The 23,597-nt window shown below is 34.9% G+C and carries 23 protein-coding genes; 5 read left to right on the plus strand and 18 right to left on the minus strand.

Annotated features, from left to right (window positions below; genetic code table 11):
- Nucleotides 1-209 precede the first annotated feature (209 nt).
- Nucleotides 210-821 carry a hypothetical protein gene (locus BN2390_RS09425; protein WP_242847659.1) on the plus strand — a complete coding sequence of 204 codons (612 nt, stop codon included), beginning with the start codon at nucleotides 210-212 and terminating at the stop codon, nucleotides 819-821.
- 99 nt (nucleotides 822-920) lie between these two features.
- Here the strand turns inward: BN2390_RS09425 and BN2390_RS09430 are convergent, their stop codons facing one another.
- Entirely contained in the window at nucleotides 921-1,892 is a 972-nt protein-coding gene (locus BN2390_RS09430) for a tRNA dihydrouridine synthase (RefSeq protein ID WP_053984102.1), read from the minus strand.
- 347 nt (nucleotides 1,893-2,239) lie between these two features.
- On the opposite strand from BN2390_RS09430, the gene BN2390_RS09435 reads away from it, so the two are divergent.
- The gene (locus BN2390_RS09435) at nucleotides 2,240-3,496 is read left to right on the plus strand and encodes a dicarboxylate/amino acid:cation symporter (protein ID WP_082238715.1); all 1,257 of its coding nucleotides are present in this window, start codon (nucleotides 2,240-2,242) and stop codon (nucleotides 3,494-3,496) included.
- Nucleotides 3,497-3,806: 310 nt separating this feature from the next.
- Nucleotides 3,807-4,295 carry a cupin domain-containing protein gene (locus tag BN2390_RS09440; RefSeq protein ID WP_053984104.1) on the plus strand — a complete coding sequence of 163 codons (489 nt, stop codon included), beginning with the start codon at nucleotides 3,807-3,809 and terminating at the stop codon, nucleotides 4,293-4,295.
- A gap of 105 nt (nucleotides 4,296-4,400) precedes the next feature.
- Here the strand turns inward: BN2390_RS09440 and BN2390_RS09445 are convergent, their stop codons facing one another.
- Both BN2390_RS09445 and BN2390_RS09450 read right to left on the minus strand, forming a co-directional pair.
- Nucleotides 4,401-5,003 carry a sugar O-acetyltransferase gene (locus BN2390_RS09445; RefSeq protein ID WP_053984105.1) on the minus strand — a complete coding sequence of 201 codons (603 nt, stop codon included), beginning with the start codon at nucleotides 5,001-5,003 and terminating at the stop codon, nucleotides 4,401-4,403.
- 144 nt (nucleotides 5,004-5,147) lie between these two features.
- Entirely contained in the window at nucleotides 5,148-6,308 is a 1,161-nt protein-coding gene (locus BN2390_RS09450; RefSeq protein ID WP_053984106.1) for a glycoside hydrolase family 27 protein, read from the minus strand.
- Between the two features lie 117 nt (nucleotides 6,309-6,425).
- Between BN2390_RS09450 and BN2390_RS09455 the strand changes: the two genes are divergently transcribed.
- On the plus strand, nucleotides 6,426-7,229 hold the full coding sequence (locus BN2390_RS09455) for a helix-turn-helix domain-containing protein (RefSeq protein ID WP_053984107.1): 804 nt from the start codon (nucleotides 6,426-6,428) through the stop codon (nucleotides 7,227-7,229).
- Between the two features lie 51 nt (nucleotides 7,230-7,280).
- Here the strand turns inward: BN2390_RS09455 and arfA are convergent, their stop codons facing one another.
- Nucleotides 7,281-8,783 carry an arabinosylfuranosidase ArfA gene (arfA, locus tag BN2390_RS09460; RefSeq protein WP_053984108.1) on the minus strand — a complete coding sequence of 501 codons (1,503 nt, stop codon included), beginning with the start codon at nucleotides 8,781-8,783 and terminating at the stop codon, nucleotides 7,281-7,283.
- A 157-nt stretch (nucleotides 8,784-8,940) separates the two neighbouring features.
- Here arfA and BN2390_RS09465 point away from each other — a divergent pair, with 157 nt between their 5' ends.
- On the plus strand, nucleotides 8,941-9,723 hold the full coding sequence (locus BN2390_RS09465; RefSeq protein ID WP_053984109.1) for a helix-turn-helix domain-containing protein: 783 nt from the start codon (nucleotides 8,941-8,943) through the stop codon (nucleotides 9,721-9,723).
- A gap of 20 nt (nucleotides 9,724-9,743) precedes the next feature.
- Here the strand turns inward: BN2390_RS09465 and BN2390_RS09470 are convergent, their stop codons facing one another.
- The 14 genes from BN2390_RS09470 to BN2390_RS09535 all read right to left on the minus strand — a co-directional run bounded on the left by BN2390_RS09470 (nucleotide 9,744) and on the right by BN2390_RS09535 (nucleotide 23,395).
- A complete protein-coding gene (locus BN2390_RS09470; RefSeq protein WP_154668815.1) occupies nucleotides 9,744-10,811 on the minus strand; it encodes a hypothetical protein in 1,068 nt (355 codons plus the stop codon).
- 81 nt (nucleotides 10,812-10,892) lie between these two features.
- The gene (locus BN2390_RS09475) at nucleotides 10,893-11,339 is read right to left on the minus strand and encodes a helix-turn-helix domain-containing protein (RefSeq protein ID WP_053984111.1); all 447 of its coding nucleotides are present in this window, start codon (nucleotides 11,337-11,339) and stop codon (nucleotides 10,893-10,895) included.
- Nucleotides 11,332-11,808, minus strand: a complete 477-nt coding sequence (locus BN2390_RS09480; protein WP_053984112.1) for an LURP-one-related/scramblase family protein — start codon at nucleotides 11,806-11,808, stop codon at nucleotides 11,332-11,334. The genes BN2390_RS09475 and BN2390_RS09480 overlap by 8 nt, the downstream gene beginning before the upstream one ends.
- A 53-nt stretch (nucleotides 11,809-11,861) precedes the next feature.
- Entirely contained in the window at nucleotides 11,862-12,056 is a 195-nt protein-coding gene (locus BN2390_RS09485) for a helix-turn-helix domain-containing protein (RefSeq protein WP_053984113.1), read from the minus strand.
- Between the two features lie 142 nt (nucleotides 12,057-12,198).
- Complete coding sequence (locus BN2390_RS09490) at nucleotides 12,199-12,945, minus strand: energy-coupling factor ABC transporter ATP-binding protein (RefSeq protein WP_053984114.1); 747 nt, start codon at nucleotides 12,943-12,945, stop codon at nucleotides 12,199-12,201.
- Between the two features lie 2 nt (nucleotides 12,946-12,947).
- Complete coding sequence (cbiQ, locus tag BN2390_RS09495) at nucleotides 12,948-13,748, minus strand: cobalt ECF transporter T component CbiQ (RefSeq protein WP_053984115.1); 801 nt, start codon at nucleotides 13,746-13,748, stop codon at nucleotides 12,948-12,950.
- Nucleotides 13,711-14,709 carry an energy-coupling factor ABC transporter permease gene (locus tag BN2390_RS09500; protein WP_053984116.1) on the minus strand — a complete coding sequence of 333 codons (999 nt, stop codon included), beginning with the start codon at nucleotides 14,707-14,709 and terminating at the stop codon, nucleotides 13,711-13,713. The genes cbiQ and BN2390_RS09500 overlap by 38 nt, the downstream gene beginning before the upstream one ends.
- 54 nt (nucleotides 14,710-14,763) lie before the next feature.
- Entirely contained in the window at nucleotides 14,764-15,105 is a 342-nt protein-coding gene (locus BN2390_RS09505; RefSeq protein WP_053984117.1) for a hydrogenase maturation nickel metallochaperone HypA/HybF, read from the minus strand.
- 33 nt (nucleotides 15,106-15,138) lie between these two features.
- Nucleotides 15,139-17,826, minus strand: coding sequence for an FAD-dependent oxidoreductase (locus tag BN2390_RS09510; RefSeq protein ID WP_053984118.1), 2,688 nt, complete (start codon nucleotides 17,824-17,826; stop codon nucleotides 15,139-15,141).
- Between the two features lie 34 nt (nucleotides 17,827-17,860).
- Nucleotides 17,861-18,532 (minus strand): hydrogenase nickel incorporation protein HypB, encoded by a 672-nt coding sequence (gene hypB / locus BN2390_RS09515; RefSeq protein WP_053984119.1) that lies wholly within the window; start codon nucleotides 18,530-18,532, stop codon nucleotides 17,861-17,863.
- Nucleotides 18,533-18,559: 27 nt separating this feature from the next.
- Nucleotides 18,560-19,540, minus strand: coding sequence for a DUF5692 family protein (locus tag BN2390_RS09520; protein ID WP_053984120.1), 981 nt, complete (start codon nucleotides 19,538-19,540; stop codon nucleotides 18,560-18,562).
- 129 nt (nucleotides 19,541-19,669) lie between these two features.
- Nucleotides 19,670-20,233, minus strand: coding sequence for a TetR/AcrR family transcriptional regulator (locus BN2390_RS09525; protein WP_053984121.1), 564 nt, complete (start codon nucleotides 20,231-20,233; stop codon nucleotides 19,670-19,672).
- Between the two features lie 192 nt (nucleotides 20,234-20,425).
- Nucleotides 20,426-21,145: a beta/alpha barrel domain-containing protein gene (locus BN2390_RS09530; RefSeq protein WP_053984122.1), complete on the minus strand. Its 720-nt coding sequence runs from the start codon at nucleotides 21,143-21,145 to the stop codon at nucleotides 20,426-20,428.
- A gap of 255 nt (nucleotides 21,146-21,400) precedes the next feature.
- Nucleotides 21,401-23,395 (minus strand): sensor histidine kinase, encoded by a 1,995-nt coding sequence (locus BN2390_RS09535; RefSeq protein ID WP_053984123.1) that lies wholly within the window; start codon nucleotides 23,393-23,395, stop codon nucleotides 21,401-21,403.
- Nucleotides 23,396-23,597 lie beyond the last annotated feature (202 nt).

Here is a 23,597-nt window from a genome sequence, read left to right on the forward strand (position 1 = left end):
TTACAGTTTAGTATTTACTTTATATCTAGTATTATACTTGTGTAAAACTCCCTTGTTTATTTTCCATATCTGGAACCTTTTTAAGACCAAGCCATATACTATTATCAAAAGCTTGTTCTATTGTATACATAAGAAATTTTGACTTGATGTGGCATTTAGTCTATCTGCTTCACAAAAAACAAAATGATAAATTAAGGGAGGATTTGCATATGCAAAATTGGGTAAAAAGAAGTCTTAGTTTTTTAATAGGTTGTTCTGTATTAGGTGGAATTATTCTTCCATCTACTGTTTTAGCAAAAGAAGCTAAACCTGAGCCAAAGGCTCCTATTGTTGAACCATGTCATTGTCCTAATCATAACTTAATCAGTAAAATTGAATTTAATTATGCTGAACGTCTAGATGGGGATGACGCCCTTATTTCAATTGATCAAAATAAACCTACACTTATGCTAGAGACTGCTTTTCATACCATATGTTCTGGTGATCTTGTTTGGTTAAATGGAATGGTTGTTTTAGACCACGAATATGAACCAGATACAGAAGATGGTGAGGTAGGTAGAGAAGCTGAAAATGCTGATATTACTATCATTATTGAAAAATATTCTGACCTTATTCCTACACCTTCTCCAATCTATACCTTAGAGGTGGATCTGGTTCCTGGAAGTGATGATGTGGCTATTCCATTCTCTCATATTGATCTAGCCTCTTCTCACCTTGAAAACGTACATTATAGAGTCCTTGTTTATTCTGATTGCCCACTTGCAGAAGATGCTGACATTGAAGGTCCTAATACTTTAGCTGCTATTCGATTCATCAAATAAGTAGGATATATTTTATCCTTAACTTCCACGTCAAAGTAAACTTTTCCTTATGTAAAAAAGGCTTAGAGAAATACTTCTCCAAGCCTTTTTATTGTATGATTATACACTTTCTTTTGAAGAAAATAAGCCAGCATCCTTTACGATATCTTGCTCTTTAAATAAGTTGGATACAGCTATTTCATATTCACCAAAGCGTTGTGCCTTTCTAATCTTCTTTGCATACTTCTCATAATCAGAAAACATGTGAATCATATAGAACCATACTTCCTTCATCTTGAAAAGTACATTGCGATCACCAGAAAGCACACTTTGATAGTCCATATAAAGCTTGTCATGGAATGCTCTTAAGACCTCTTTATCCAAAGCGCGTTGTTCTGTAATATGACCTATAAGCCCTGGATTTGCAATAAGCCCTCTACCTAACATCATCATCTCTACATCCTTAAAAGCATGATTAAACTGCTCATAATCTTTAGTAGTAAAGATATCTCCATTGTAACAGATCTCATGTCTACTTTGCTCTAATCCTTTCTTAAAAGCATCCATATTAGGTGTGTTTTTATAATAATCCTTCTGTACTCTAGGATGAATAATAAGTTCTTCCATGGGATATTTATTAAACAATTCCATAAGCCTATCAAACTCTTCTGGAATATCCTTGCCTATTCTTGTTTTTATAGAAATTTTAGTCACAGCTTCTTCAAAAATCTGATCTAAAAATACTTCTAATGCCCCTGGATTAGCAAGGAATCCTGAACCTTTTCCTTTTGCTACAACTGTTCCCGAAGGACAGCCTAAATTGAGATTAATCTCATCATAGCCATAAGCTTTAAGTTGCTTAGCTGTTCTAATGAAATCTTGAGCATTATTGGTCAAAATTTGCGGAATGGCTACAATTTTCTCATTATGTTCTGGCAAAATATCATTGATTTCCTTAGATGAAAAACGTCCATGCTGGTTAGGGGATAAAAACGGGGTAAAATATTTATCAGCGTTATTAAAGAAAGCGGCATGAGCATTTCTATAAATATACCCCGTAACGCCTTCTAGTGGTCCAAAATAAAACTTCATTTGATCTATTAGCTCCTTCATTCTCGTCGTCTATCTTATATCATCATTTCTATATGTCATTATACATCAAAGTGATTCTTATATCTAGCTTCATCAAAATGATGCAACTTTTATTCTTTCTTTCATCATCTTTCTATTATCCTTTAAAAAGACATCTATATAAAAAACGTTACCATTTATGATTTTTATTAAATAACACTATTAGAAATTCAATATTTTTATTTTTAAATATTCTGCAAAATAATTTTTTTTATTTTTAAATTGCATTTTGTTTCTATTTATGTTAATTTATTATGTATCAAATCAACTTTCATTCATCACAATTTTTTTATAAGGAGAGGTTACATATGAAAAAATTATCATTAACTTCTAAAACTTTAATTGCTTTACTTTTAGGTACAGCATTTGGAATTATACTTTCAAATATGCCAACAAATTGGTTTACCGAAACCCTCTTGTTAAATGGCCTATTAAAATTATTTGGAACAGGCTTTTTAAATGCAATTAAGCTTATTGTTGTTCCTTTAGTGTTTGTTTCTATCGTCTATGCAACAGCTTCTTTAGATGACTTAAAAAAGATCGGACGTATTGGTAGTCGAACATTTATTTTTTATACATTAACAACTGCCCTTGCTATTATTTTAGCTTTATTTATAGGGGGAATCTTACAACCAGGGTCAGGTGTAGACCTTGCACTTTTACAGGCTAATGAAGTTACTGTCTCTACAACTTCTACACAAGTTAACTTCATTGATACATTATTAAATATGATTCCAACCAATATTTTCTCAGCCTTCACTGAAGGTAATATATTAGGTGTAATTTTCTTTGCTATTCTTCTTGGCCTTAGTATCACAATGGTTGGCGAAAAAGCAAAACCACTTCTTACACTTTTTGAAGCTGCTAATGAAGTCTTTTTGAAATTAGTACAAATCATTATGAAATTTGCACCTTATGGGGTCTTTGCATTACTTGCAACAACATTTGCAAACTTTGGTCTTTCTGCACTTATGCCACTTATTAAATACGTCTTAACTGTATTGTTAGGGTTAGCATTACAACTTTTCGTGGTTTATATGGGTATGCTATTCTTCATAGGAAAATTACGTCCAAGTGTTTTCCTAAAAAAATTCATGCCAATCTTCAACATCTGTTTATCAACAGCTTCTTCCAGTGCTGCACTTCCTATGTCACTAGAGCACTCAGAAAAGTCTTTTGGTGTTTCAAGAAAGATAAGCGCCTTTACACTTCCATTAGGTGCAACTATTAATATGGATGGTACAGCTATTATGCAAGGGATCTCCGTTATGTTTATTGCTCAAATCTATGGGATTCAACTAGGTTTTAGCGACTATATTATGGTTATCTTATCAGCTGTTCTTGCATCTATTGGTACTGCTGGTGTACCAGGTGTTGGTATGATTATGCTCACTATGGTTCTTGCATCTGTCAACCTACCAATCGAAGGCATTGCACTCATTATGGGTGTTGACCGTATTATCGATATGTTCCGTACAGCTATTAATGTAGCTGGTGACAATGTTTGTACACTTCTTATTGCTAAAGGCGAAAAAGAACTGGACGAAAATATTTACAACAACTAATAGCTTAAAGCTATATATGCTCTAAAATATCAAATCCCCTCTACAACTCATTACTTGATATGAGTTGTAGAGGGGATTTTGAATTTCTTCTTCATCTATGCCTATCCCGTTATCTTTAATACATAGTCTTATTTTTTGCTAATATCTATAAGCTTTAATATCTATTTTAACTACTTCTTTGTCATTATAATTAAAATTTTTTCATTTTCTTATTTTCTACTTTTAAGCTATTTCTTTATAAAGGTAATAGCACTCATCACCTGTCACTTGAATATAGTAAATAATACCAACTTATGAAAGGAGTTCACCAATGAGCTACTTTAAACAAAATTCATATCAAAATCCATATAGAACACGTCAGTATCCTTCTAATCCAACACAACAAATTCAAGATTATGGTCCTTATCCTTTTACAGTTAACATTGAACAACTTACAAAAGGTAATAATACATTCCGTACAGCACTCTGGACGGGCAATCATTTACAACTTACTTTAATGAGCCTTCTTCCTGGAGAAGATATTGGTTTAGAAATGCATCCTGATACCGACCAATTTATACGTATTGAAGATGGCAAAGGACTTGTCATGATGGGAGATACCAAAGATACACCTAGTTTCCAACAAACGGTATCTGCTGACTACGCCTTTGTTATCCCTGCCGGCAAATGGCATAATCTTATTAATATTGGTTCAAAACCGCTTAAACTCTACTCTATTTATGCTCCTATACAGCATCCTTTTGGTACTGTTCATGAGACAAAAGCGGATGCTGAAGCAGCTGAACAACAAAATAAATAAATAAATAAATAAATAAATAAATAAATAAAAGAACGATAGACTCTCAATTTCTAAGAGTTCTATCGCTCTTTTTGTATCCTCACACGACCTATTTATTTATGCAAATTATTTAATATCTATCTTCATATTTTTGTAGTAGTATTCTTTATCGTGCTCATTAATTTCTCTAAGTACACGACAGGGATTTCCTACTGCAACTACATTGGCTGGAATATCTTTTGTAACAACACTTCCTGCACCAATTACTGTATTGTCTCCAATAGTTACTCCAGGTAAAACAACAGCCCCTGCACCTATCCAAACATTATTTCCGATTCTAACAGGAATATTAAATTGAGCTACCTTCATTCTTAGCTCAGGATCAACAGGATGTCCTGCAGTTGCAATGGTCACATTAGGCCCGATCATTACATAATCCCCAATATAAATATCTGTATCATCTACTAAAGTTAAATTAAAATTTGCATAAACATTATCGCCTAGATGGGTATATCGTCCCCAGTTGGTATGAAGAGGTGGTTCAATGTAGCAGTTCTCACCTACCTCAGCTAAAAGTTCCTTTAATAAGCCCGTACGCTTCTCCCCTTCTGAAGGACGTGTATGGTTAAAATCATAAAGTTTTTCTAAACATTGTGTTTGTTCTGCTGCTAAGCTTTCATCATCACAAAAATATACTTTTTGACTTTGCATTCTTTCTTTAGTGGTCATAACTTTCTCCTTCTAAATAGTCAGTATAAGTAATTTATTTTTAAATTATATACAAAAATTTTACTCTAATTTTAGAATATCACACTCATTCTCTCTAAACAATAAGCCCACCTCATTGTTTATGAATGAGATAGGCATTTAAATTTAATCTATAGATGCTGTTACTTTATAAATAGCAGTTCCATGTGCTGGGATACTTATTGTCAATGTATCCTCTGCTTCTATATCGCAATGTTCCCAAAGATCTCTTATCTTCATAGAACCTTCTAGTCCTAATTCCCTCCAACGTACTGTCACTTCTCCTTCTGTTTCACCTCGGTTTAATAAAGCAATGGCTTTTTTGTTTGAGTGCTCACCTTCTAAGTCTTTTACCCAAATCTCTACATGACCTTGTACGCCTTCAACTCTTGCTTGTAAACATGCTGGGTCTTGATTAATGGCAATAAGCTCTGTATTTTTTATGATAGAGAGTGTTTCGTCTGATATGGTTGTTAAATCATTTCCAAGCATAAGGGTTGTAGACATCATACACCACATTGCAAAATGCGTCTTATCTTCTTCATAGCTTAACCCTCTACCTACTTGTAGCATATCTAGGTCATTAATATGCCCAGGTCCGTGGTACTTAGCAAGTGGTTTAACATCATCAATTTGTCTTAAGACGCTGGCGAAGTCTAATCCAATATCCCCTGATACTCTCCAAGAATCTGCCACATCAACTACCCATTCTCCTGGGAACTCCCATCTACATACATTATAAATAATGTTTCTTTGCTCTTCTTCTCTAATTTTCTCGATAATATTTCCAATTTCAGTGTAGCGTGTCTTTTCATCAAGCTTCATTCTTTGTCCACCACACCAGTCAACTTTTATAAAGTCATATCCCCAATCAATGAGGTACATTCTAAGATCTTGTTCATCATAACCATATAAGCCAACGCCTACCCCATCACTATTACCATCTGGATTATCCCAAACATGGGCACATGTATTGTCTCCACCATCAGAGTAAATCCCTGCCTTTAATCCTTTAGCATGCGCATAGTCTGCAATCACTTTCATACCATTTGGAAAACGTACAGGATGTGATTTAATCATTCCCTTTTCATCACGTCCTCCAAAGAAGCCATCATCGATATTAAAATAGGTATAACCTACATCTGCAAGTCCTGTCTCAACTAATGCATCAATTTGTCTTTTAAACAAATCTTCACAAATATCTACATGGTAATGATTCCATGAAGACCATCCCATAAGCGGTGTTAAGCGTTTAGTATATTTTTTTTCTTTTTTTAAGTCACACATAATCGTTTCCTTTCGTTGCGTTTTTATTTATAATTAAATTATAAAACTTAAAAATCACAATTTATATACATTATTAGCTACAAAATTTATAATATTAGCCAAAAAAGAGGTTCTTTTATGCATGCCTTTATTAATGATTTTTCCATTACTCAAATTCAATATTTTAATCACTACTTTTTTGATCACACTCATATTTTTCATGGTCATAGACATGACTGTTGGGAAATTAATGTGGTTTTAGAAGGTGAACTTGAAGTGACTTATGATGATACCATCTTCACCCTTCACCAAAATCAGGTCTTTATAGGTGAACCTAATGTATTTCATCGTAACCGTGTGACCAAAGACCCTACCGTAGAACTTATTGTCATTCACTTTAGTAGTGCAGATCTCCCTTTTTGGGGTACCCCGCAAATCTTTTATTTAAGTGATGAAAATTTAACACTTTTCCACTTATTAATTTCAGACTTTAAGCAATTTAAGGCGGTTCATAATATTTCTAGTGATACCGTTGATATAGCACCTTTTTCATTTAAAAAGTTACTTGAAGTTTTTACTTCTCGTATCATTAAAGAGCAGATTACACTACCTCATTCTACTCAAAAAGAAACGCTTATCTATAACAAAGCTGTTACTTATATGAAAAATAATCTACATAAGAACTGCTCCATTACAGAAATAGCTACTGCATGCTGTGTATGTAATACCACCTTAAAAAATATTTTTAAGAAGTATACAGATCAAGGCGTGAATACCTTTTTTATTAATATGAAGCTAGAGTCTAGCAAACAGTATTTACAACAAAATTATTCTATCGCGCAGATTAGTGAGCAACTTGGCTTTTCCTCTCAAGCTTATTTTTCACAGACTTTCAAAAAGTTCTATGGCTATTCACCTCTTCAATATAAGCAGCAACACTAAAGGGGCCCGTTGCCTTCATGCAACAGTCCCCTCCTTTTTAACATCTATTTTTTAATATCTCTTTTTCATACAAATGACATTCCAACTTGTTTTAGAAAGAATTGTTTCAAGCACTCCATTTTCTAATTTTGCATTTCCACTGGCTTGTGGTACGACATTGTTTGGATGTGCCTGGGTATTTTCTGCTTTAAGATCCTCATGGTAGAGTACTTGATGGTCAACTACTCTATAATCTTTAAACTGTCTCAGTTCACATTTAACTTCCATAGGCTCATCTAAAGACTTATTCACTGCAAATAAAGTTAAGGTTTCCTCTTCTTCATTTTCAATTAAAACAGCATCTAAATAAGGCGCATCTCCATGTTTACTTTCGTAAATTGGACTTTTTACTAAAGTATGTAGCACTTTTCCTCTTCCAAATACACTTGTATGCATATAAGGATAAAAAATGGTTTGTTTCCACGCCCCACTATCTGAAGTCATAATAGGTGCGATTACATTGACTAATTGTGCTAAGCAAGCTATTTTTACACGATCACAATGTTTGAGTAAAGTAATCAGCATGCTTCCTACTAATAAAGCATCTTCAAAATTATAAATATCTTCTAACTGGTGAGGTGCTTTTACCCACTTTTCTAATTGTTTATCCTGCTCATTAGAATGATACCATACATTCCATTCATCAAAGGAAAGATTAATTTGTTTACGACTTCTTTTCTTCACCTTAACGTAATCACAGATTGAGACAACTGAACGAATAAACTCATCCATTGCCACAGAAGATGCTAAGAAGTTTTTAGTATCATTGTCATGATTGCCATAATACTGATGAAGAGATATGTAATCCACTTGGTCATAGGCCTCATCTAGTACACTTTCCTCCCACTGTGCAAAAGTATCCATATACAAACTAGAGCTTCCACAAGCTACTAGCTCAATATTTGGATCGACCATTCTCATAATACGTCCTGTTTCTGCTGCAAGTCTACCATATTCCTTAGCAGTTTTGTGTCCCATTTGCCATGGTCCATCCATCTCATTGCCTAAGCACCAAAGCTTAATATTATGTGGGTCTTTATAACCATGTTTAACCCTTAAGTCACTGTAATAAGATCCCTCTTTGATATTGCAGTACTCTATAATATTTTTTGCATCTTCTACACCACGTGTGCCTAAATTAACCGCCATCATGGCTTCTGTACCCACTTCTTTGGTCCAATCCATAAACTCATTCAAACCAAACTGATTAGTCTCAACGATGCTCCATGCTAAATCTAACTTTTGTGGTCTTTCGGCTTTTGGTCCCACACCATCTTCCCAGTGATAGCCTGATACAAAGTTCCCCCCTGGATAACGTACGATCGGCACTCCTATTTCACGAATAAGCTTCGCAACATCTTGACGTAATCCTCTTTCATCTGCTAAAGGGTTTCCTGGTTGGTAAATACCCTCATAAACTGCTCTTCCCAAATGTTCAATAAAAGACCCATAGATTCTTTCATCCACATCACCCACAATAAATTCCCTATCAACATAAAGACTTGCCTTTTTCATTTTATACCTCCTCTATTCATCAACTACTATACCTTCAATCTATCACGCTCTGCCTGACAAACAAATATTTTTTCTTCCACACTATTTGATTTTTCTTCCGATATTTATATAATGAATAATAAGAGCTATTTCATTTTATAAAAGAGGAGATGACTTTTTGTTCGATCTAACTGTTACTGGCTATCATACTAAAAATTTAGATTGTGATACGATTTACCGTCCAAAGGGTAATGGGGAATTTCTATTCCTTCTCATCTTATCCCCTATGCATTTTTACTTTGAGCATCAAAACTGTCTAGCAAGTCCTGGTGCATGTATTCTCTATGCTCCAGATTATACCCAACACTATACTGCAGAAAAAGAATTTTTTAATAGCTTTATCCATTTTAAGTATCATCCTGACTTTTTATCTGAATACGCTATCCCTACTAACCAAATCTTTTATCCTGAAGAAATTGAAGAAATTAACTGGTTCTTGAAGAAAATTCATTATGAATTTTGTATGCAGTCCTTACATAGTCACCGTATGTGTGAATCTTATTGCCACCAACTTTTTATAACCCTTACAAGAAGCCTCTATAAGCAACACCATCCACTTACCCAAAACACAGACCTACTTGCCCTTTTTGATCAACTTAGACTCCACCTTATTTCTTCTTGTGAAGAAGATTGGAGTATACAACGCATGTGTGAATTTGTTAACTTAGAAAAAAGTCAACTTTATACCTATTATCATGCCTTATTTAAAACAACGCCTAAATCAGACCTTATTCATGCAAGAATAGATCGTGCTAAGTATCTTCTTACTAATGAAGCTATGCAAATTAAACAAGTCTCACAAGCTTCTGGCTTTAATAATATTTATCATTTTTCTAGGTACTTTAAACAAATATGTGGTTGTGCCCCCAGTGACTATACTAAAAATAAAAAAGTGCCATAAACCTAAGTCTATGGCACTTTTTATTTATAGATTTTTCTCACTTCATCTTGATCCATTTCTAGAACAATAGGACCTATAAGCATCATACTTTCCTCCTTGCCTAGGGGTGTTACACAAATAAAATTTTTACAGTACACTTGATTGCCTAATTTGAACATATTCATAGGATCATAGCCGCTTATAGCATATCTACCTTCAATGGCCTCTCTTGCTTTTTCCTTAAAGAAAGCCTCTATCTGATGGCTCTTTGCTAAGCGATTTTCTTTGACTGCTTCTTGAATCAGTATTTCATCATAGCCTACGGATACCCTTTCTTCAGACTGTACCTTGTCACCTATTATTTGAAATACAGGTCTTCCTTCATCTTTTAGTACATGCCAAAAAGAAAGATTACATGCCTTGGCAATGGTCAAAATCACTGGCCCGCAAAAGTAACTTATACACCTTATATCCTGTTGTAAGGCATTATACGTTTCAAGCTTTTTGCAATAGTCCTCTAATCGCTCTTCATATTGATCTTTATCCAGTTGCTTTAATGCCAGGAGACCAACATATTCTGCTATGCCTTCAACTGTTTCCAGTCTATATTCATAGGTTATTATATCTCCTAGTATACGCTCACGTTCTTTACGTATACTGTAGAACTGACTGAGGAGTTCTTGCTTTACTTGCTTACTTTCTTCTCGACATGCTCTCGCTAAAATTTGATTTTCTACATATTTTAAGCCATAATTTCGCTCATCATCTGGGTAATTCAGCCCTACTAAATCCATAGGAAATCTTTTTTCTTTGTTCTCCTGTTGAAAGGCATGAAACATTTCATGTACAATCCCCATGACAAGTTGATCCCTATTGGCAACATTCTCTTCTACGCCATCCATTTCTATATTCCATATAGCAAGATAGCTGCCTTCATAGCTTATAGCTGTACATCCCATAAAGCGTGTATCCCATGGAATCACCTTATCCTCTAAATAGACTTCTGTAGAAGTATAAAGTGCAAAGGGATAAGGCTTAAATCCCTCCCATAATATAGAAAAATCAATAGTTTCTAATCGTCTCATAACTTCTTTATATAGCGTTCTCATAGGTTCCCCTTCCTTTCCTACTTTCATTATATAGCCTGTTACTAGCTATACTCAATTTGAAAAGAAGCGAGTTTTTCATACCTATTCTTCCATGATACATTGGTTCATAAGCTTAGAAACGACACGGGCTTCACCTTGAAAGATCACTCTTCCTATTTTGCTCTTTTTATGATAAGCAAAAGAAAATCTTATGTTTCTGCCTTTTAAAACATTTATTTTACAGATAAACTTGTCACATAGCTCTTGTGCCTGACTTTCATTCTCACACCTATAATCATAAATCATACATGCACAGCCAGGATTGTTGCCTTCTACAAAATCATTGATTAAGGCTCTTTTTTTTATCTCTATACTTTCTTTAATATAAGGCTCCTCAAAAAAATGCTCTAGATCCGTTTCTGTAAATGACCATCCCGTTTGTCTTTTAGTTCCTTGCAATAACCCCTTCTTAATATACGTACGAAGGGTTCTTGTTGAAAGCATGGTCATTAAAGCTAAATCATTAAGGGTATACATGAGTCTATGCATTCCCTCCTGAGCATTTGGCTGCATCAATTGCAAGAACGATCATAAGACTCATAAGTGCATGTTCTTGCTTAGCCACCTCGATGGAATAGGTATCGGTAAAATTGAAAAACTGTTTGGATACCCATGCGATGGCACTCCCATTGCCTTCAGTAATTTCATAATCCCATTCTAGGAAATTTCCTGCTACTTTCCACCCATTACATTCTAAAACAAAAGAAGGTTTAAAAAAGGTAAACTCTTTTTTAATGTCCCCAACATGCACACCCCCTAGGTACATACGAAATCTTGGCATCCAAGTGAGTACTTCTTCCTTTAAGGTTGCTATATGTGCCCCACTTGCATCATAAACTTCTAGGCAATGGCCCCATGCCATTTTCCCTTTAACTGTATATAACGTTCTTCCATCTTCTCCATAAATATCATAACTATCTAACCATGAGAAAAAACGTTGTTTAAAAAGCATTTTCATAGTCTATCTCCCCTTTTAATAATATAAATTATAAGTTCTACTCTGAGTCTTTATTACCCTTTAAAGAAAAAGTCCTGTGGGTCTTCTATATTAAAGATTTGTGTGAGTAACATCATTTCTGGGTAAGTCCAATCTGTTGTTCCTTTAAATTTTCTAGTGAGTGTCTGTTTACTTACACCTAGTCTTATTGCTAATTCCTCAAATGTAACATAGTATTCTTTCATCAGTTCATTCATTTTATCGTGCATTCATTTTGCTCCTTATTTCTAGCCTATAAACTATTCATTTTCTATCCCTAGCATATCATTCTTTTTATAAGTCTACAACACCATAGAAAGAGAGCACCTTATTCCTTCTAAGAAAAGTGGTACTCTCTTTCTATTATGTCTTCTATGCTTTTAGTTTTATATTTTGCATACACAAAGGAAGTTCTAGTCCGTGTTGCTCCAGTAGCACCTGATCCATCAATACTTCCCTGGCTGCACCATCCTTTACTATTTTCCCATCTCCTAATAAAATAATACGCTCACACGTTTCTAATAACATATCTAAATCATGAGAAGTAATTAACTTGGTTTGCTCAAACCCATTTAATAATTCAATTAGATGCCTACGATTTCTAGGGTCTAATGCGATGGTTGGTTCATCCATTAAAATGATTTGTGGCTTCATAGCTAATATGGTGGCTATGGCAACCAATTTCTTTTCTCCACCTGAAAGGGTATAAATAGGCTTATCTTTTAAATGCATCATGCCAACTGCATTCAATGCTTCTTCTACCTTAGCTTTTACTTGTTCCTGGCTATATCCATAGTTACGTGGTCCAAAGGCAAGTTCTTCATACACATTGTTCATAAACAATTGGCTTTCTGAATCTTGAAAGATATAGCCAACCTTTTGTCTCATCTTCATTAAGTTGACCTTTTCCACTTTCATCCCTTCAATGATTATTTCTCCCTCTGTAGGTGTTTCAAGACCTACTAATAATCGAAGTAAGGTGGATTTACCAACTCCATTTGCGCCTACAATTCCTATTGACTCCCCTTTACGAGTAGAAAAACTAATACGTTTTAGTATCGGTTCACTTTGTTGATAATTAAAACTTACCTCTTTGAATGCCATTTGAAATGGGTTCATTGCTACGTCATCCTCCATAAGATAAAAAATTCACTTAAGCATACTACTAAATAAAGTACATCTCTTTTTAAATAATGTCTTTCCTCTATAGGATCATATTGGCCTTGATACCCTCTAAGGGTCATACTTTCATACACCTGCTCTGCTCGGTCAATCGTCTGTATTAAAAGTTGACCGCAAAATACACCCCAAACACGAAAATGTATGCCTTTTTGCCTTGGTGCGCGCATGGCATAAGACTCACTCATGCATTTCATCTCTTTAAGCAATACATTGATATAGCGATAGGTCATCAAGAACTGAGTCACTATAATAGAAGGTACTTTTAATCGGTACAACCCATAACCAATCGCCTCTATCGATGTGGTTGCAATTAAAAGATAAGATGCAACTATACAGAGTAAGCCTTTTAACATTAAGGTGAGCATGGATACCATCCCTAAAGTGATAACGATATGCCCTACTTGCCCTATTGGTTGACACTCAAAGAAGGGATTAAAAATCCCCATGATCAAGAGAAAAGGAAAGACCAACTTCATACGTTTTATTGCCTTCCATAAAGATAGCTGACTCAGTGCAAACATGACAACGGGATAGCTCATAAAATAGATGAGCCTTACTAAATCATATTTAGGGGTGGATACAACACTGATCATATAACCGATTGTCACAATAAGTTTAACCACTGGATGAAGCTGATTCATCCAGTGGTTTCTATGTGTTAATCTATCCATTCTATAGAGTTCTTGTAATGCAGACTCTAGTTTACTCATTGATTTTTCCTTTTCGTCTTGTAATGACATGACAGGTTCCACCACAAATAAGTAAGACCATAACCGCACCACTAATGCCTGCAAAAGAGGTCCCTGCTACACTTTCACTATTTTTAAATCCATAGTCTGGCAATATAGAACATTTCTCTTGTATACGACCACTTATTCCATGTAACCCTCCCTCTTGCTCTAAGAGTTCTGTTTCTCCTGTAAGTTGTTCAATGGACCATTCTAGTCCATCTGGATGTGAAGAAGCCGCATATGATAGGATACCACCTATAAAAAGTGCTGCAATACCAAAGATAATCAGGGTTTTCTTAAAAGAAAACAGGTTGCTTTTGCTCTCTAGTGAAGCACCTTTTATAAGTTCTGGTCTTACCTCATAAACGAAAGAAATAATAGCCCCTGTAATGCCCCCCTCAACTAAACCAATAGCAAGATGAATAGGTTGCATAGCTGTAACAAATGCAGTAAAAGGAAGAGACGTAATACCTGAAAGTGTGGTCATTACCGTTACACTAAAAGCCCCTAGCTGTAAGGCAATCACTGAGCCAAGCAAAGAACCTATCCATATTTTCTTACGGGTTACACCTCGTTTCATGATCGGTTTCCATATGCAATAATAGCCTAAGAAACAACCATAAAAAGCCATATTCCAGACATTTGCTCCTAATACTAAGAGGCCTCCATCTGCAAACAAAAGTGCTTGAATGAGCAATACACCTAATAGGGTTAAAAAGCCCGCCTGAGGTCCTAATAAGATGGTCAACATCATTGCTCCTGATAAATGTCCACTGGAACCTGTTCCTGGAATGGAAAAGTTAATCATCTGGGCTGCAAATACAAAAGCCCCCATTACACCCATTATAGGTATTTTTTTAGTGTCCTGTTCTCTATCAATGGTTCTAACAGAGTGTATTGCAACCCCTGCTGTACAAGCATACATCGTTCCTGCTACTGCTGTTGATACCAGTGCATCTGCCATATGCATCTTTTATCCCTCCCCTAGTCTTTCTTTTCTCTTATCTCACCTAACTTTTAGCCTTTAACAAGCGATTATCTCTTTAATCATAAATTCTTTTCCAGATAACAGTTCCCATTGTTGACTACCGCATTCTGGACAGATCCTTGCATGCTCAAGCAAATTAAATACTTTATGACATGTTCTACAAAGACCATTTCCTGGTATAACCTCTATCTTCAAAGTTGTATCCTGAAGTAACGTACCTTCAACTGCCATAGGATAGCATGCCTCAATATATCTAGGAATGGTAGAAGAAAGCTCTCCTATTTGTAATACTAGCGTATCGATTTGTTTTAAATGATTTTGATGTGCAAACTTTTCTACTGTCTTAACGATCTCAATCATAATGCCTATTTCATGCACATGGATTCACCTCTTTTAAGTAGGTTCATAGAACTATTTATCCTGATTATCTTTTTTCACAAAAACAGATTTAACCTTTTTACTTATAATTCTACCTTGGCGTTTAATCGCATGTTTGATCACTGCTGGTTTCATTTCATCTAGTGGTAAGCCCGAACTATCATATTTTCTTACCAATGAAATGGCATCAAACTTACATTTTGTAGTACATATACCGCATCCTACACATTGATAGTAGTCGGCAACAACTGCACCACAACCTAGGCAACGTTCTGTTTCCTTTTTCACTTGTTCTTCAGTGAAAGTTTTACGTAAATCTTTAAAGGTTTCTTTAGACTGGCTACTAGAAACATGACTTGCATGTTCTCTTGGTACACGATCATAGCTCTTAAAGTTTACATTTTCTTTATCAAGTTCATGATATTCACGTTCACGACCAATTGCAATATTATCCCCTTGCAAATAGCGCTGGATAGAAATAGCACCTTGTTTTCCAAGTGCAATGGCATCTATTGCAAATCTTGGTCCCGTTACAGCATCGCCACCTGCAAAGACGTCACCTTCACTTGTTTGGAAGGTACGTGGATCAGCTTTAAGGGTTTTGTTAGGATTTAATACCATCTTAGATCCTTTTAACAGTTCTCCCCATGCCATACTTTGACCTACTGATACAAGTATATGATTCGCTTTAACAACCTTGATTTCTTTTTCATCATACTTTGGATTAAATCTTTCTGTTGCATCAAGGATAGATAAGCATCGTTTCAACTCTATACCTACAACGCACCCCTCTTCTACTAAAATTCGTTTAGGTCCCCAAGCATTATGGATAACAATATCCTCAGCTAAGGCTTCATCTATTTCTTCATCAAGGGCTGGCATCTCTTCACGTTTTTCTAGACAATACATTTCAACTGTACTAGCACCCATACGCTGGGCTGTTCGAGCCACATCGATTGCAACGTTACCGCCACCTATTACTACGACTTCCCCTTCAAGCTTCACATCTTCTTCTAAGCTGACTGCTTTAAGGAAATCTACACCTGTTTGCACACCAGAAGCTTCTTCACCTTCAATACCTAATTTTCTGCCTGCACATGCGCCTGTTGCAATATAAAATGCCTTATAACCAACATTTCTAAGATGAGATAAAGTAATATCCTTACCTATTTCAATACCTGTTTTAAATTCAATACCTAATTCTCTTAGTACATCGATTTCTGCTTCTACAACATCTTTTTCTAATCTAAAGGATGGTATGCCTAGTGTGAGCATGCCACCTAATTTCTTTTCTTTTTCAAATACTGTTACTTGATAGCCCTGTACAGCTAAGAAGTATGCACAAGAAAGGCCAGCTGGACCACCACCAATCACCGCTACTTTTTCTGTTCTTATTTTCATCTTCTCTGGTACAAACCGATGCTCTGCCTTTAAGTCTTGCTCTGCAATAAACTTCTTGATTTCATCAACTGCAAGAGGTTCATCAATATCTCCTCTTGTACATGCTGATTCACATTTTCTTGGGCATATACGTCCACATATAGCTGGAAATGGATTTTCCTTCTTGATTAACTCAAGAGCTTCTTTATATCTGCCTTGTGAGGCCATCTTAATATAACCTTGAACAGCTATATGTGCTGGACAGTTTGACTTACAAGGACTGGTGCCTGCTTCATCTACCATTTGGCGATGGCGATAATCCGGATTCCACTTATCTTCTCCCCACTTAGTATCATAAGGTGTTTCTTTTTCTTTAGGAGGTGTCACTGGCTTCTTGGTACATAAATTTTCGCCTAATGTCAGTGCATTGGCAGGACAGTTCTCTACACATGCCCCACAAGCAACACATTTATCTCTATCTACTTGCACCACATAATTGGATCTAGAAAAATCAGGATTTCTAAAAAGATTGGTATTTCTAAGTCCAAAACATGAACATCCACAGCAGTTACAAATGGCTAGAGCTTCTCCTGGTCCTGATAAGTTAGGAATTTGATGCATTAACCCTTCTTTTTCTGCTTGCTGACAAATAGCAATAGCTTCCTCTCTTGTAATCTCCCTTCCTTTACCTGTGTGTACATAATATTCAGCTGCTGGCCCAAGCTGAATACACATTTCTTCAACGGTATGGCCACATCCTTCTCCTTTAACACGCATAGACGTACGACACGCACAATCTGCTACAGAGAATTTATCATGTTTATGAAGTAAGTAGCTAATCTCTTCGTAAGAAGCACGTCTTGTATCCCCTTCAATGGCACTTTCAATAGGGATAACACGCATAACACCCATACCTACTGGAAGATTACCTGCTACTAATGGCCCTAATTTCCTCGTGTACTCTTCAAAGCATTCTGCAATAACAGGGTACTTCTCAACATTTTTTCTATTTGCAACCATATATTCCATAACACCTGGAACAAAGAGTTCAAGAAAATAAGTATCTACACCCTCTTCTTTTTCAACTTTAATCACGCCATCTTCTGCGAGTTGTAATAAGATCTTCTCAACTTCTGCTGCTGGCCTTTTACATTTAGCTACAATTTCGTCTAATGTTTTAGGTTTACGAATTTCTAGATGAAGCGCTACTTCTGCCATTTCATCTGTTACTACAGGCTCTAAAATTTTATACTCTGGATCTGTTGCCTTAACCTTTATGATCCCTCCTGTAATCCCTGCCCCAATTTTATTGGCAAGTTCTAATACCTTTTTCTTTACCATCGCTACTCCTCCTTAATTAAAACCCTATGATTAACTATTTTTCATTCCATAGCTTCACTTCTGTACGTAGCCAGTTGGCCCACTCCTCAATCCCTTCACCTGTTCTTGCAGATATTGGAATCACCCGAATATTAGGATTTAATTTCTTTACATGTTCCTTTACTGTTTCAAGATCAAAATCAAAATAAGGAAGTACATCTATTTTGTTAATCAATAGTACATCTACAATAGAGAACATCAATGGATATTTCAAAGGTTTGTCATCCCCTTCAGGTACGCTCAAAATCATTGCATTTTTAGAAGCACCTGTGTCAAACTCTGCTGGGCATACTAAATTCCCTACATTTTCTAAGATTGCACAATCTACATCCTCTGTTCCAAGTCCTAAAAGTCCTTGTTTTGTCATATCTGCATCTAAGTGGCACATGCCTCCTGTATGTAATTGAATCACCTTTACGCCTGTTTTAGATATAGAATGTGCATCCACATCTGAATCAATATCTGCTTCTAAAATCCCTAAACGCATTTCATTTTTTAAAATTTCTAAGGTTTTAACAAGTGTTGTTGTCTTGCCTGCTCCCGGTGAAGACATTAAATTAAGTAGAAAAGTTTTTTCTGCTTTTAAACTTTCTCTAAGTTGGTTTGCTTGTTGGTCATTGTCCTCAAAAATACTTTGTTTAATTTCCATGATTTTAAATGGTTCCATCTTTATCTCCTCTTTCTCTTTTGACTTTTAATTTGAAAGTGATTTAACATCTTGATAACCTTTTAAATCTACATAAAGCTCATTACGATATGGGCTTCTCTTTCTCTTAATAGATTTGTTAATCATATAAATCAATACAAGCACATTGGCAACTAATGCAGCCAAACTAAATACAAAGAGTGGTGTTTCATTATAAGATGAGGCAACCGCAAACTTACCTTGATCAATAAATGCTGGGAAAGTCTGTGCAAACATACACCATAAGGCTAACGTATGTGCACGATGTTGAAGCCAAGCCCCTTTACCTACTGTAAATGCACATACTGTTGGTGCTAATAAAAGTGCAAAACCGCAGTACCAAGCATGACCTGGAAGACAGTTATACGTATAAGCAAAGTTCCATAGATCATAAGCGATAATCCAGAACCATAGCATATCTGGCCATAACATATCTTGGCTCTTATCCTTATCAGATGCTTTTCTAATACAAATACCAAACCAACCTGTAATGGTAATAATATTTAAAATGCCTGCAAGTGCATTCATATAGTTCCAAGGTCCACCTAACACATACATGGCTTCATCTGCTAAATAGCCGCCCCCTGCATATTGCATCCCTACTTGAAGGTCACGCACCACAGCCTCCATAATGTTAATTGATAAAATAAGTGGTGGAAAACATAATATCCACTTTTTATCTGCTAGACGACACTCAAGCCCTGATACTTTACTTTTCCATTTCACATGTCTAATACACCAAAACCCGATACACCCAGCTGTAGCAGAATAAACCTTTGCTAAATGAAACCAATCTGTATAGGTTGTATCACTTAATACAGTGAACCAAAGGATTGAAAGGATAATAGGTAGAACGACAAAACTACAAAAACCTATATATTTGTTCCGACGCGTCAGCTCATTTAGGCCAAATAGCATTAAAAAGACAATTAGCCAAACTCCCCAAACACCTAAACTTGTTGCACCCTGTTCATAGTTAAAAACGAACATCACTACACCTCCAATTGTTAAAAAAGCAACATATTTTATACTCTAATTTTACTTTTTATTCACACTAATATACAATAGACAGAAAAAGGAAAGTGTCGACTTTGAACACTTTCCTTTTCTTTTACTCTTCTATTTTTTTATAAATGCATCTACTGATCTTGGAATACTCCCTGTAATCATGATGAGTAGTCTTTCTAGCATCTTTTCTGGTTCTTCTTTCATCCCTTCGCTGACCCAATCAATCATGAGCCCATTAAAGACATGAATATAAAAATTGACAATAAAGCTTCGATCCGCCTCTTGTAATGTTACATTTAACTTTTTCTCACACTCGTCTACAACTTCTTCTAAAAGTGCTCTTGAAAGATTTCTAATATATGTACTTGCTTCTGGCCAATAAGAAGAATGATAAACATGTAAAATCATCTTAGAATTTCTCTTTAAATAATACATGGTTGTTAGAAAACCGGCACTCCAGGTTTCAAAAGTTCTATTTTGAGCAATTTCTACAGAAAGTTCTTCAAAGAAAATGAACTTAAAGATATTCATAATATCTGTAAAATGATTATAAAAGGTTTGCCTGTTCACACCACAGTATTCACAAAGTTCTTTTACCGTCAGCTTATCAATAGATTTTTTGTTTAATAACTCTTTATACGACTTAATGATTACATTCTTAGCACTTTGCTTCATTTTGTTTTCTCCCCTTACAAAAATGAATAGTTATTTTTAGCATAGCATTGTTTCTATCGGCTTACAACCTAGCCATCATTATATTCTGACATTATCTCTTCTAAAACTGCATACTCTCTTTTAAGTTCCTATAAAAAAAGATGCATGAATTACAAGATCGTCTGTAATTCATGCACCTTAGCATTACTTTATTTATTCTTTATTTTCATTTTCTCCGTAAAACTTATCATTTTCAAGTTCTCTATATAATTTCATCTTCTCTTTAAAGAGTTCGCTGTTAGTAGGTGGCGTATATGTAATACAGTTTGCACCTGCGCGAATAGTTTGCAAGATACTTTCTTTATTCGGACCACCTGTCGCAATAATAGGAATATCCGGATATTCTTTACGTATTTTTTCTACGATACGTACAGTAGCCGCACCTCCACTTACATTAATAATATCAGCGCCTGCTTCAAGTTTTTCTCCTATATCCGTAAGTTCACTTACTACGGTTATTATAACAGGAATGTCTATTTGCTCTTTTACATGTTGGATGGTTTCATTAGGGGCTGGTGCATTTAATACCACACCTATTGCACCTTGAAACTCCGCGTGTAGTGCAATATTAGCAGACCTGGTTCCATGTGTTAATCCACCACCTACACCACATATAACAGGTATATCTGAAACAGATAAAATAGCTTGCGTAATCGCTGGATGTGGTGTAAAAGGATACACGGCAATAACTGCATCTGCATTTGTATTTTTTATAATTGCAACATCTGTTGTAAAGATGAAGGACTTAATACGCTTACCAAATATACGAATACCGCTACAATCTGCTATTTCTTCAGGTACTTTTACAAAGTTTTTTCTAAGATTGCTTGTGACTTCAGGTACATATTTACTAGGTATTTTTTTGTTTTCCATGGCGCGTCTCCTTTTCAAGTAAAAATATTGTCATAGATTCTATCGCATCAAATTAAAGGCGGTCACTCCTTAAAATATATCCTATTATAACACATTTTTCCATTGTTTCTCACATATCTCTAATAGTATTTTATCTCTTATTCGTAAAATTAATATAAAAACTGAGTTAATTTTTTGTTTAAACATCTATTAGCAAAATAAAATGCCAACCTTAATTTTATTAGGGTTGGCATTTTCTCAAAAAATTATATCTCTTTACTTAACGACATCCGACATTTCTGTATTTACAGTGGTATTAAGACATGTTTGACAACTCATCTCCTTCTGGTTAGCATCATATCTGTCTGGTAAAAATACTTGAATGCTTGTCCCTTTTCCTAGATCACTGGTTACTTCTATCTTCCCATCATGTAAGGCAACCAATTCCTTTACAATACATAATCCTATGCCACTACCTTCATTAACCCGTGTCAAGGAATTATCCACTTGATAAAAGCGATGAAAAATTGTTTCTAGTCGTTCTTTTGGAATACCCATACCTGTGTCTTCTACCTCTATAACAACATATTTTTTCTCTTTTTTGACAGTTGCGCAAATTGTTCCACCTGAAGGTGTGAATTTGATTGCATTAGATAAAAGATTCAGCACAATACGTTGAATCAGCTCTCGATCCACTGTAATCATGATCTCTTCTTCATGGGTATCAAAAATCATTTTTATATCTTTCTTGCTGGCATAATCAATGGTCTCACTAAATATATCTTCTACAATATCTACAATATTATAATTTTGCATATTGACAGTGAGTTTACCTGACTCTATTTTTGAAATATCGATAATATTATTAGACAACTTTAAGAGACGGTAAGCATTTTGTGTAATGGTATGAAGTTTTTCTTCCAACTGCTTTTTGCTCCATTTTTTATCTATTTCATCTAACTGTAACTTCATTACACTAACAGCTGCTAGTATAATATTGATAGGCGTTCTTAACTCATGGCTAATATTCACCAAAAAGTCTGTTTGCATATTTTCTCTTTCTATACCTAACTGTGCTTCTCTTTTTTGTCTTCTAATTTCTTTAAAAGCATAAATTAAGTAAGCTATTAAAAAGAAAATAAAAAGCAATATAAAGCCTCCTATAACACAAAAAATTGACTTCATATAACGTGGCAAAAGGAATTGATAAGGCTTTTTATCTATAATCGTACATTTTCTAGGTATATTATTAAGATCAATATTATACTCATAGATTGCATTATATTTTAAAAGCCACTTTGGAGAGGGGGCAAATTTACTTTCTATAGCTACAATAGTTTCTCCTTCTATCACCCGTTTCATTGTATTAAATATTTCTTCTCCCTGTAGTTGCCCAATATCCATACATCCTCCTAAAATACCTGCTGTAAGATAAGTAGGATCATTACTATAAATAGGCCAAGGGGAATATTTTTTCATAATTTCCACAGATTCCTTAGGATCTAGAAAAACCCCAGTATCCTTATCTTGAAACTCTCCACCTAAAAGGATTATTTCATTAGCCTTTGTATCTTTTGTAGCCGTCTGCAATGCTTGTAGTTGGAAAACAACATCTTCAATATAATCACTTTGAATCACATTGAGTACAATCTCATTTTCTAAATGTTCCTCAATAATATTTGTTGCTTTTTCAATAAGGTTATCTCCAAATCCTGAACTTTCTGTAATGATATTAATCTGATCAATCGTATCATCTATTTGCAAAATTAAATTAAAGCATTCTAGTGTCACATCTCTTTGGTAAATACCTGTTATGTACTGTTCCTCTTCTTGTGTAAAAGTAATATTGGCATCTACACCACTAAAAAATAAAGGGACATGATACAATTCACTATTACTATTAGTTATTTCTGGTGAAATAACAGAAAAAGCTTCATCATCTATAGTATAAATCGCATCTACACTACCATGAGGATATTTTTTCTCAATTAGTTCTAGGAAGCTCGTAACATATTCTGCATCGTTCCTATTTCTAAAATCAAAATACTCTATTTTTATATTGATATTACTTTCCCCATATTCATTAGCGGCTTGCTTGAAACCTTCCATGACGTATTCTTCCCAATGATGACCAATCTGATAAGAATTAATAATTAAAATATTAAAGGCTGAAGTGTAGTTTATGCCCTTTGCCCAACTAACTGCCTGCGTTCCCATTAAAAGTATTAACATAATAAATAATATGTGTATTCGATTTTTACTTTTTTTCATAGTCCCTAAGCTCCCTTTTAGCCATTATTAATCGATACATTTTTAAACTAAAGTTTATTTTATACATTATACATAATAAATTATTTTTTCTTGAATAGCAAGAAATTAAACTTTATCAAAAACCTCTATCTTGGCATAAGAGAAATGGATTAAAACAACGTACACGTATAGGTCTCAGTCACTTACACCTTCAATTGTATTA

The sequence above is a fragment of the Niameybacter massiliensis genome (assembly GCF_001282685.1).
Classification (GTDB): Bacteria; Bacillota; Clostridia; order Lachnospirales; family Cellulosilyticaceae; genus Holtiella; species Holtiella tumoricola.

Excerpts from the sequence above, each read along its gene's own strand:
- BN2390_RS09470 (WP_154668815.1), bottom strand. The coding sequence starts at position 10,811 with ATGAGAACGCTATATAAAGAAGTTATGAGACGATTAGAAACTATTGAT.
- cbiQ (WP_053984115.1), bottom strand. The coding sequence starts at position 13,748 with ATGTCATTACAAGACGAAAAGGAAAAATCAATGAGTAAACTAGAGTCT.
- BN2390_RS09450 (WP_053984106.1), bottom strand. The coding sequence starts at position 6,308 with ATGTGTGACTTAAAAAAAGAAAAAAAATATACTAAACGCTTAACACCG.
- BN2390_RS09485 (WP_053984113.1), bottom strand. The coding sequence starts at position 12,056 with ATGCACGATAAAATGAATGAACTGATGAAAGAATACTATGTTACATTT.
- BN2390_RS09455 (WP_053984107.1), top strand. The coding sequence starts at position 6,426 with ATGCATGCCTTTATTAATGATTTTTCCATTACTCAAATTCAATATTTT.
- BN2390_RS09480 (WP_053984112.1), bottom strand. The coding sequence starts at position 11,808 with ATGAAAATGCTTTTTAAACAACGTTTTTTCTCATGGTTAGATAGTTAT.
- BN2390_RS09530 (WP_053984122.1), bottom strand. The coding sequence starts at position 21,145 with ATGGAAAACAAAAAAATACCTAGTAAATATGTACCTGAAGTCACAAGC.
- BN2390_RS09500 (WP_053984116.1), bottom strand. The coding sequence starts at position 14,709 with ATGCATATGGCAGATGCACTGGTATCAACAGCAGTAGCAGGAACGATG.
- BN2390_RS09435 (WP_082238715.1), top strand. The coding sequence starts at position 2,240 with ATGAAAAAATTATCATTAACTTCTAAAACTTTAATTGCTTTACTTTTA.
- hypB (WP_053984119.1), bottom strand. The coding sequence starts at position 18,532 with ATGGAACCATTTAAAATCATGGAAATTAAACAAAGTATTTTTGAGGAC.
- BN2390_RS09430 (WP_053984102.1), bottom strand. The coding sequence starts at position 1,892 with ATGAAGTTTTATTTTGGACCACTAGAAGGCGTTACGGGGTATATTTAT.
- BN2390_RS09520 (WP_053984120.1), bottom strand. The coding sequence starts at position 19,540 with ATGTTCGTTTTTAACTATGAACAGGGTGCAACAAGTTTAGGTGTTTGG.
- BN2390_RS09490 (WP_053984114.1), bottom strand. The coding sequence starts at position 12,945 with ATGAACCCATTTCAAATGGCATTCAAAGAGGTAAGTTTTAATTATCAA.
- BN2390_RS09475 (WP_053984111.1), bottom strand. The coding sequence starts at position 11,339 with ATGCATAGACTCATGTATACCCTTAATGATTTAGCTTTAATGACCATG.
- BN2390_RS09425 (WP_242847659.1), top strand. The coding sequence starts at position 210 with ATGCAAAATTGGGTAAAAAGAAGTCTTAGTTTTTTAATAGGTTGTTCT.
- BN2390_RS09525 (WP_053984121.1), bottom strand. The coding sequence starts at position 20,233 with ATGAAGCAAAGTGCTAAGAATGTAATCATTAAGTCGTATAAAGAGTTA.
- BN2390_RS09535 (WP_053984123.1), bottom strand. The coding sequence starts at position 23,395 with ATGAAAAAAAGTAAAAATCGAATACACATATTATTTATTATGTTAATA.
- BN2390_RS09440 (WP_053984104.1), top strand. The coding sequence starts at position 3,807 with ATGAGCTACTTTAAACAAAATTCATATCAAAATCCATATAGAACACGT.
- BN2390_RS09445 (WP_053984105.1), bottom strand. The coding sequence starts at position 5,003 with ATGACCACTAAAGAAAGAATGCAAAGTCAAAAAGTATATTTTTGTGAT.
- BN2390_RS09510 (WP_053984118.1), bottom strand. The coding sequence starts at position 17,826 with ATGGTAAAGAAAAAGGTATTAGAACTTGCCAATAAAATTGGGGCAGGG.
- arfA (WP_053984108.1), bottom strand. The coding sequence starts at position 8,783 with ATGAAAAAGGCAAGTCTTTATGTTGATAGGGAATTTATTGTGGGTGAT.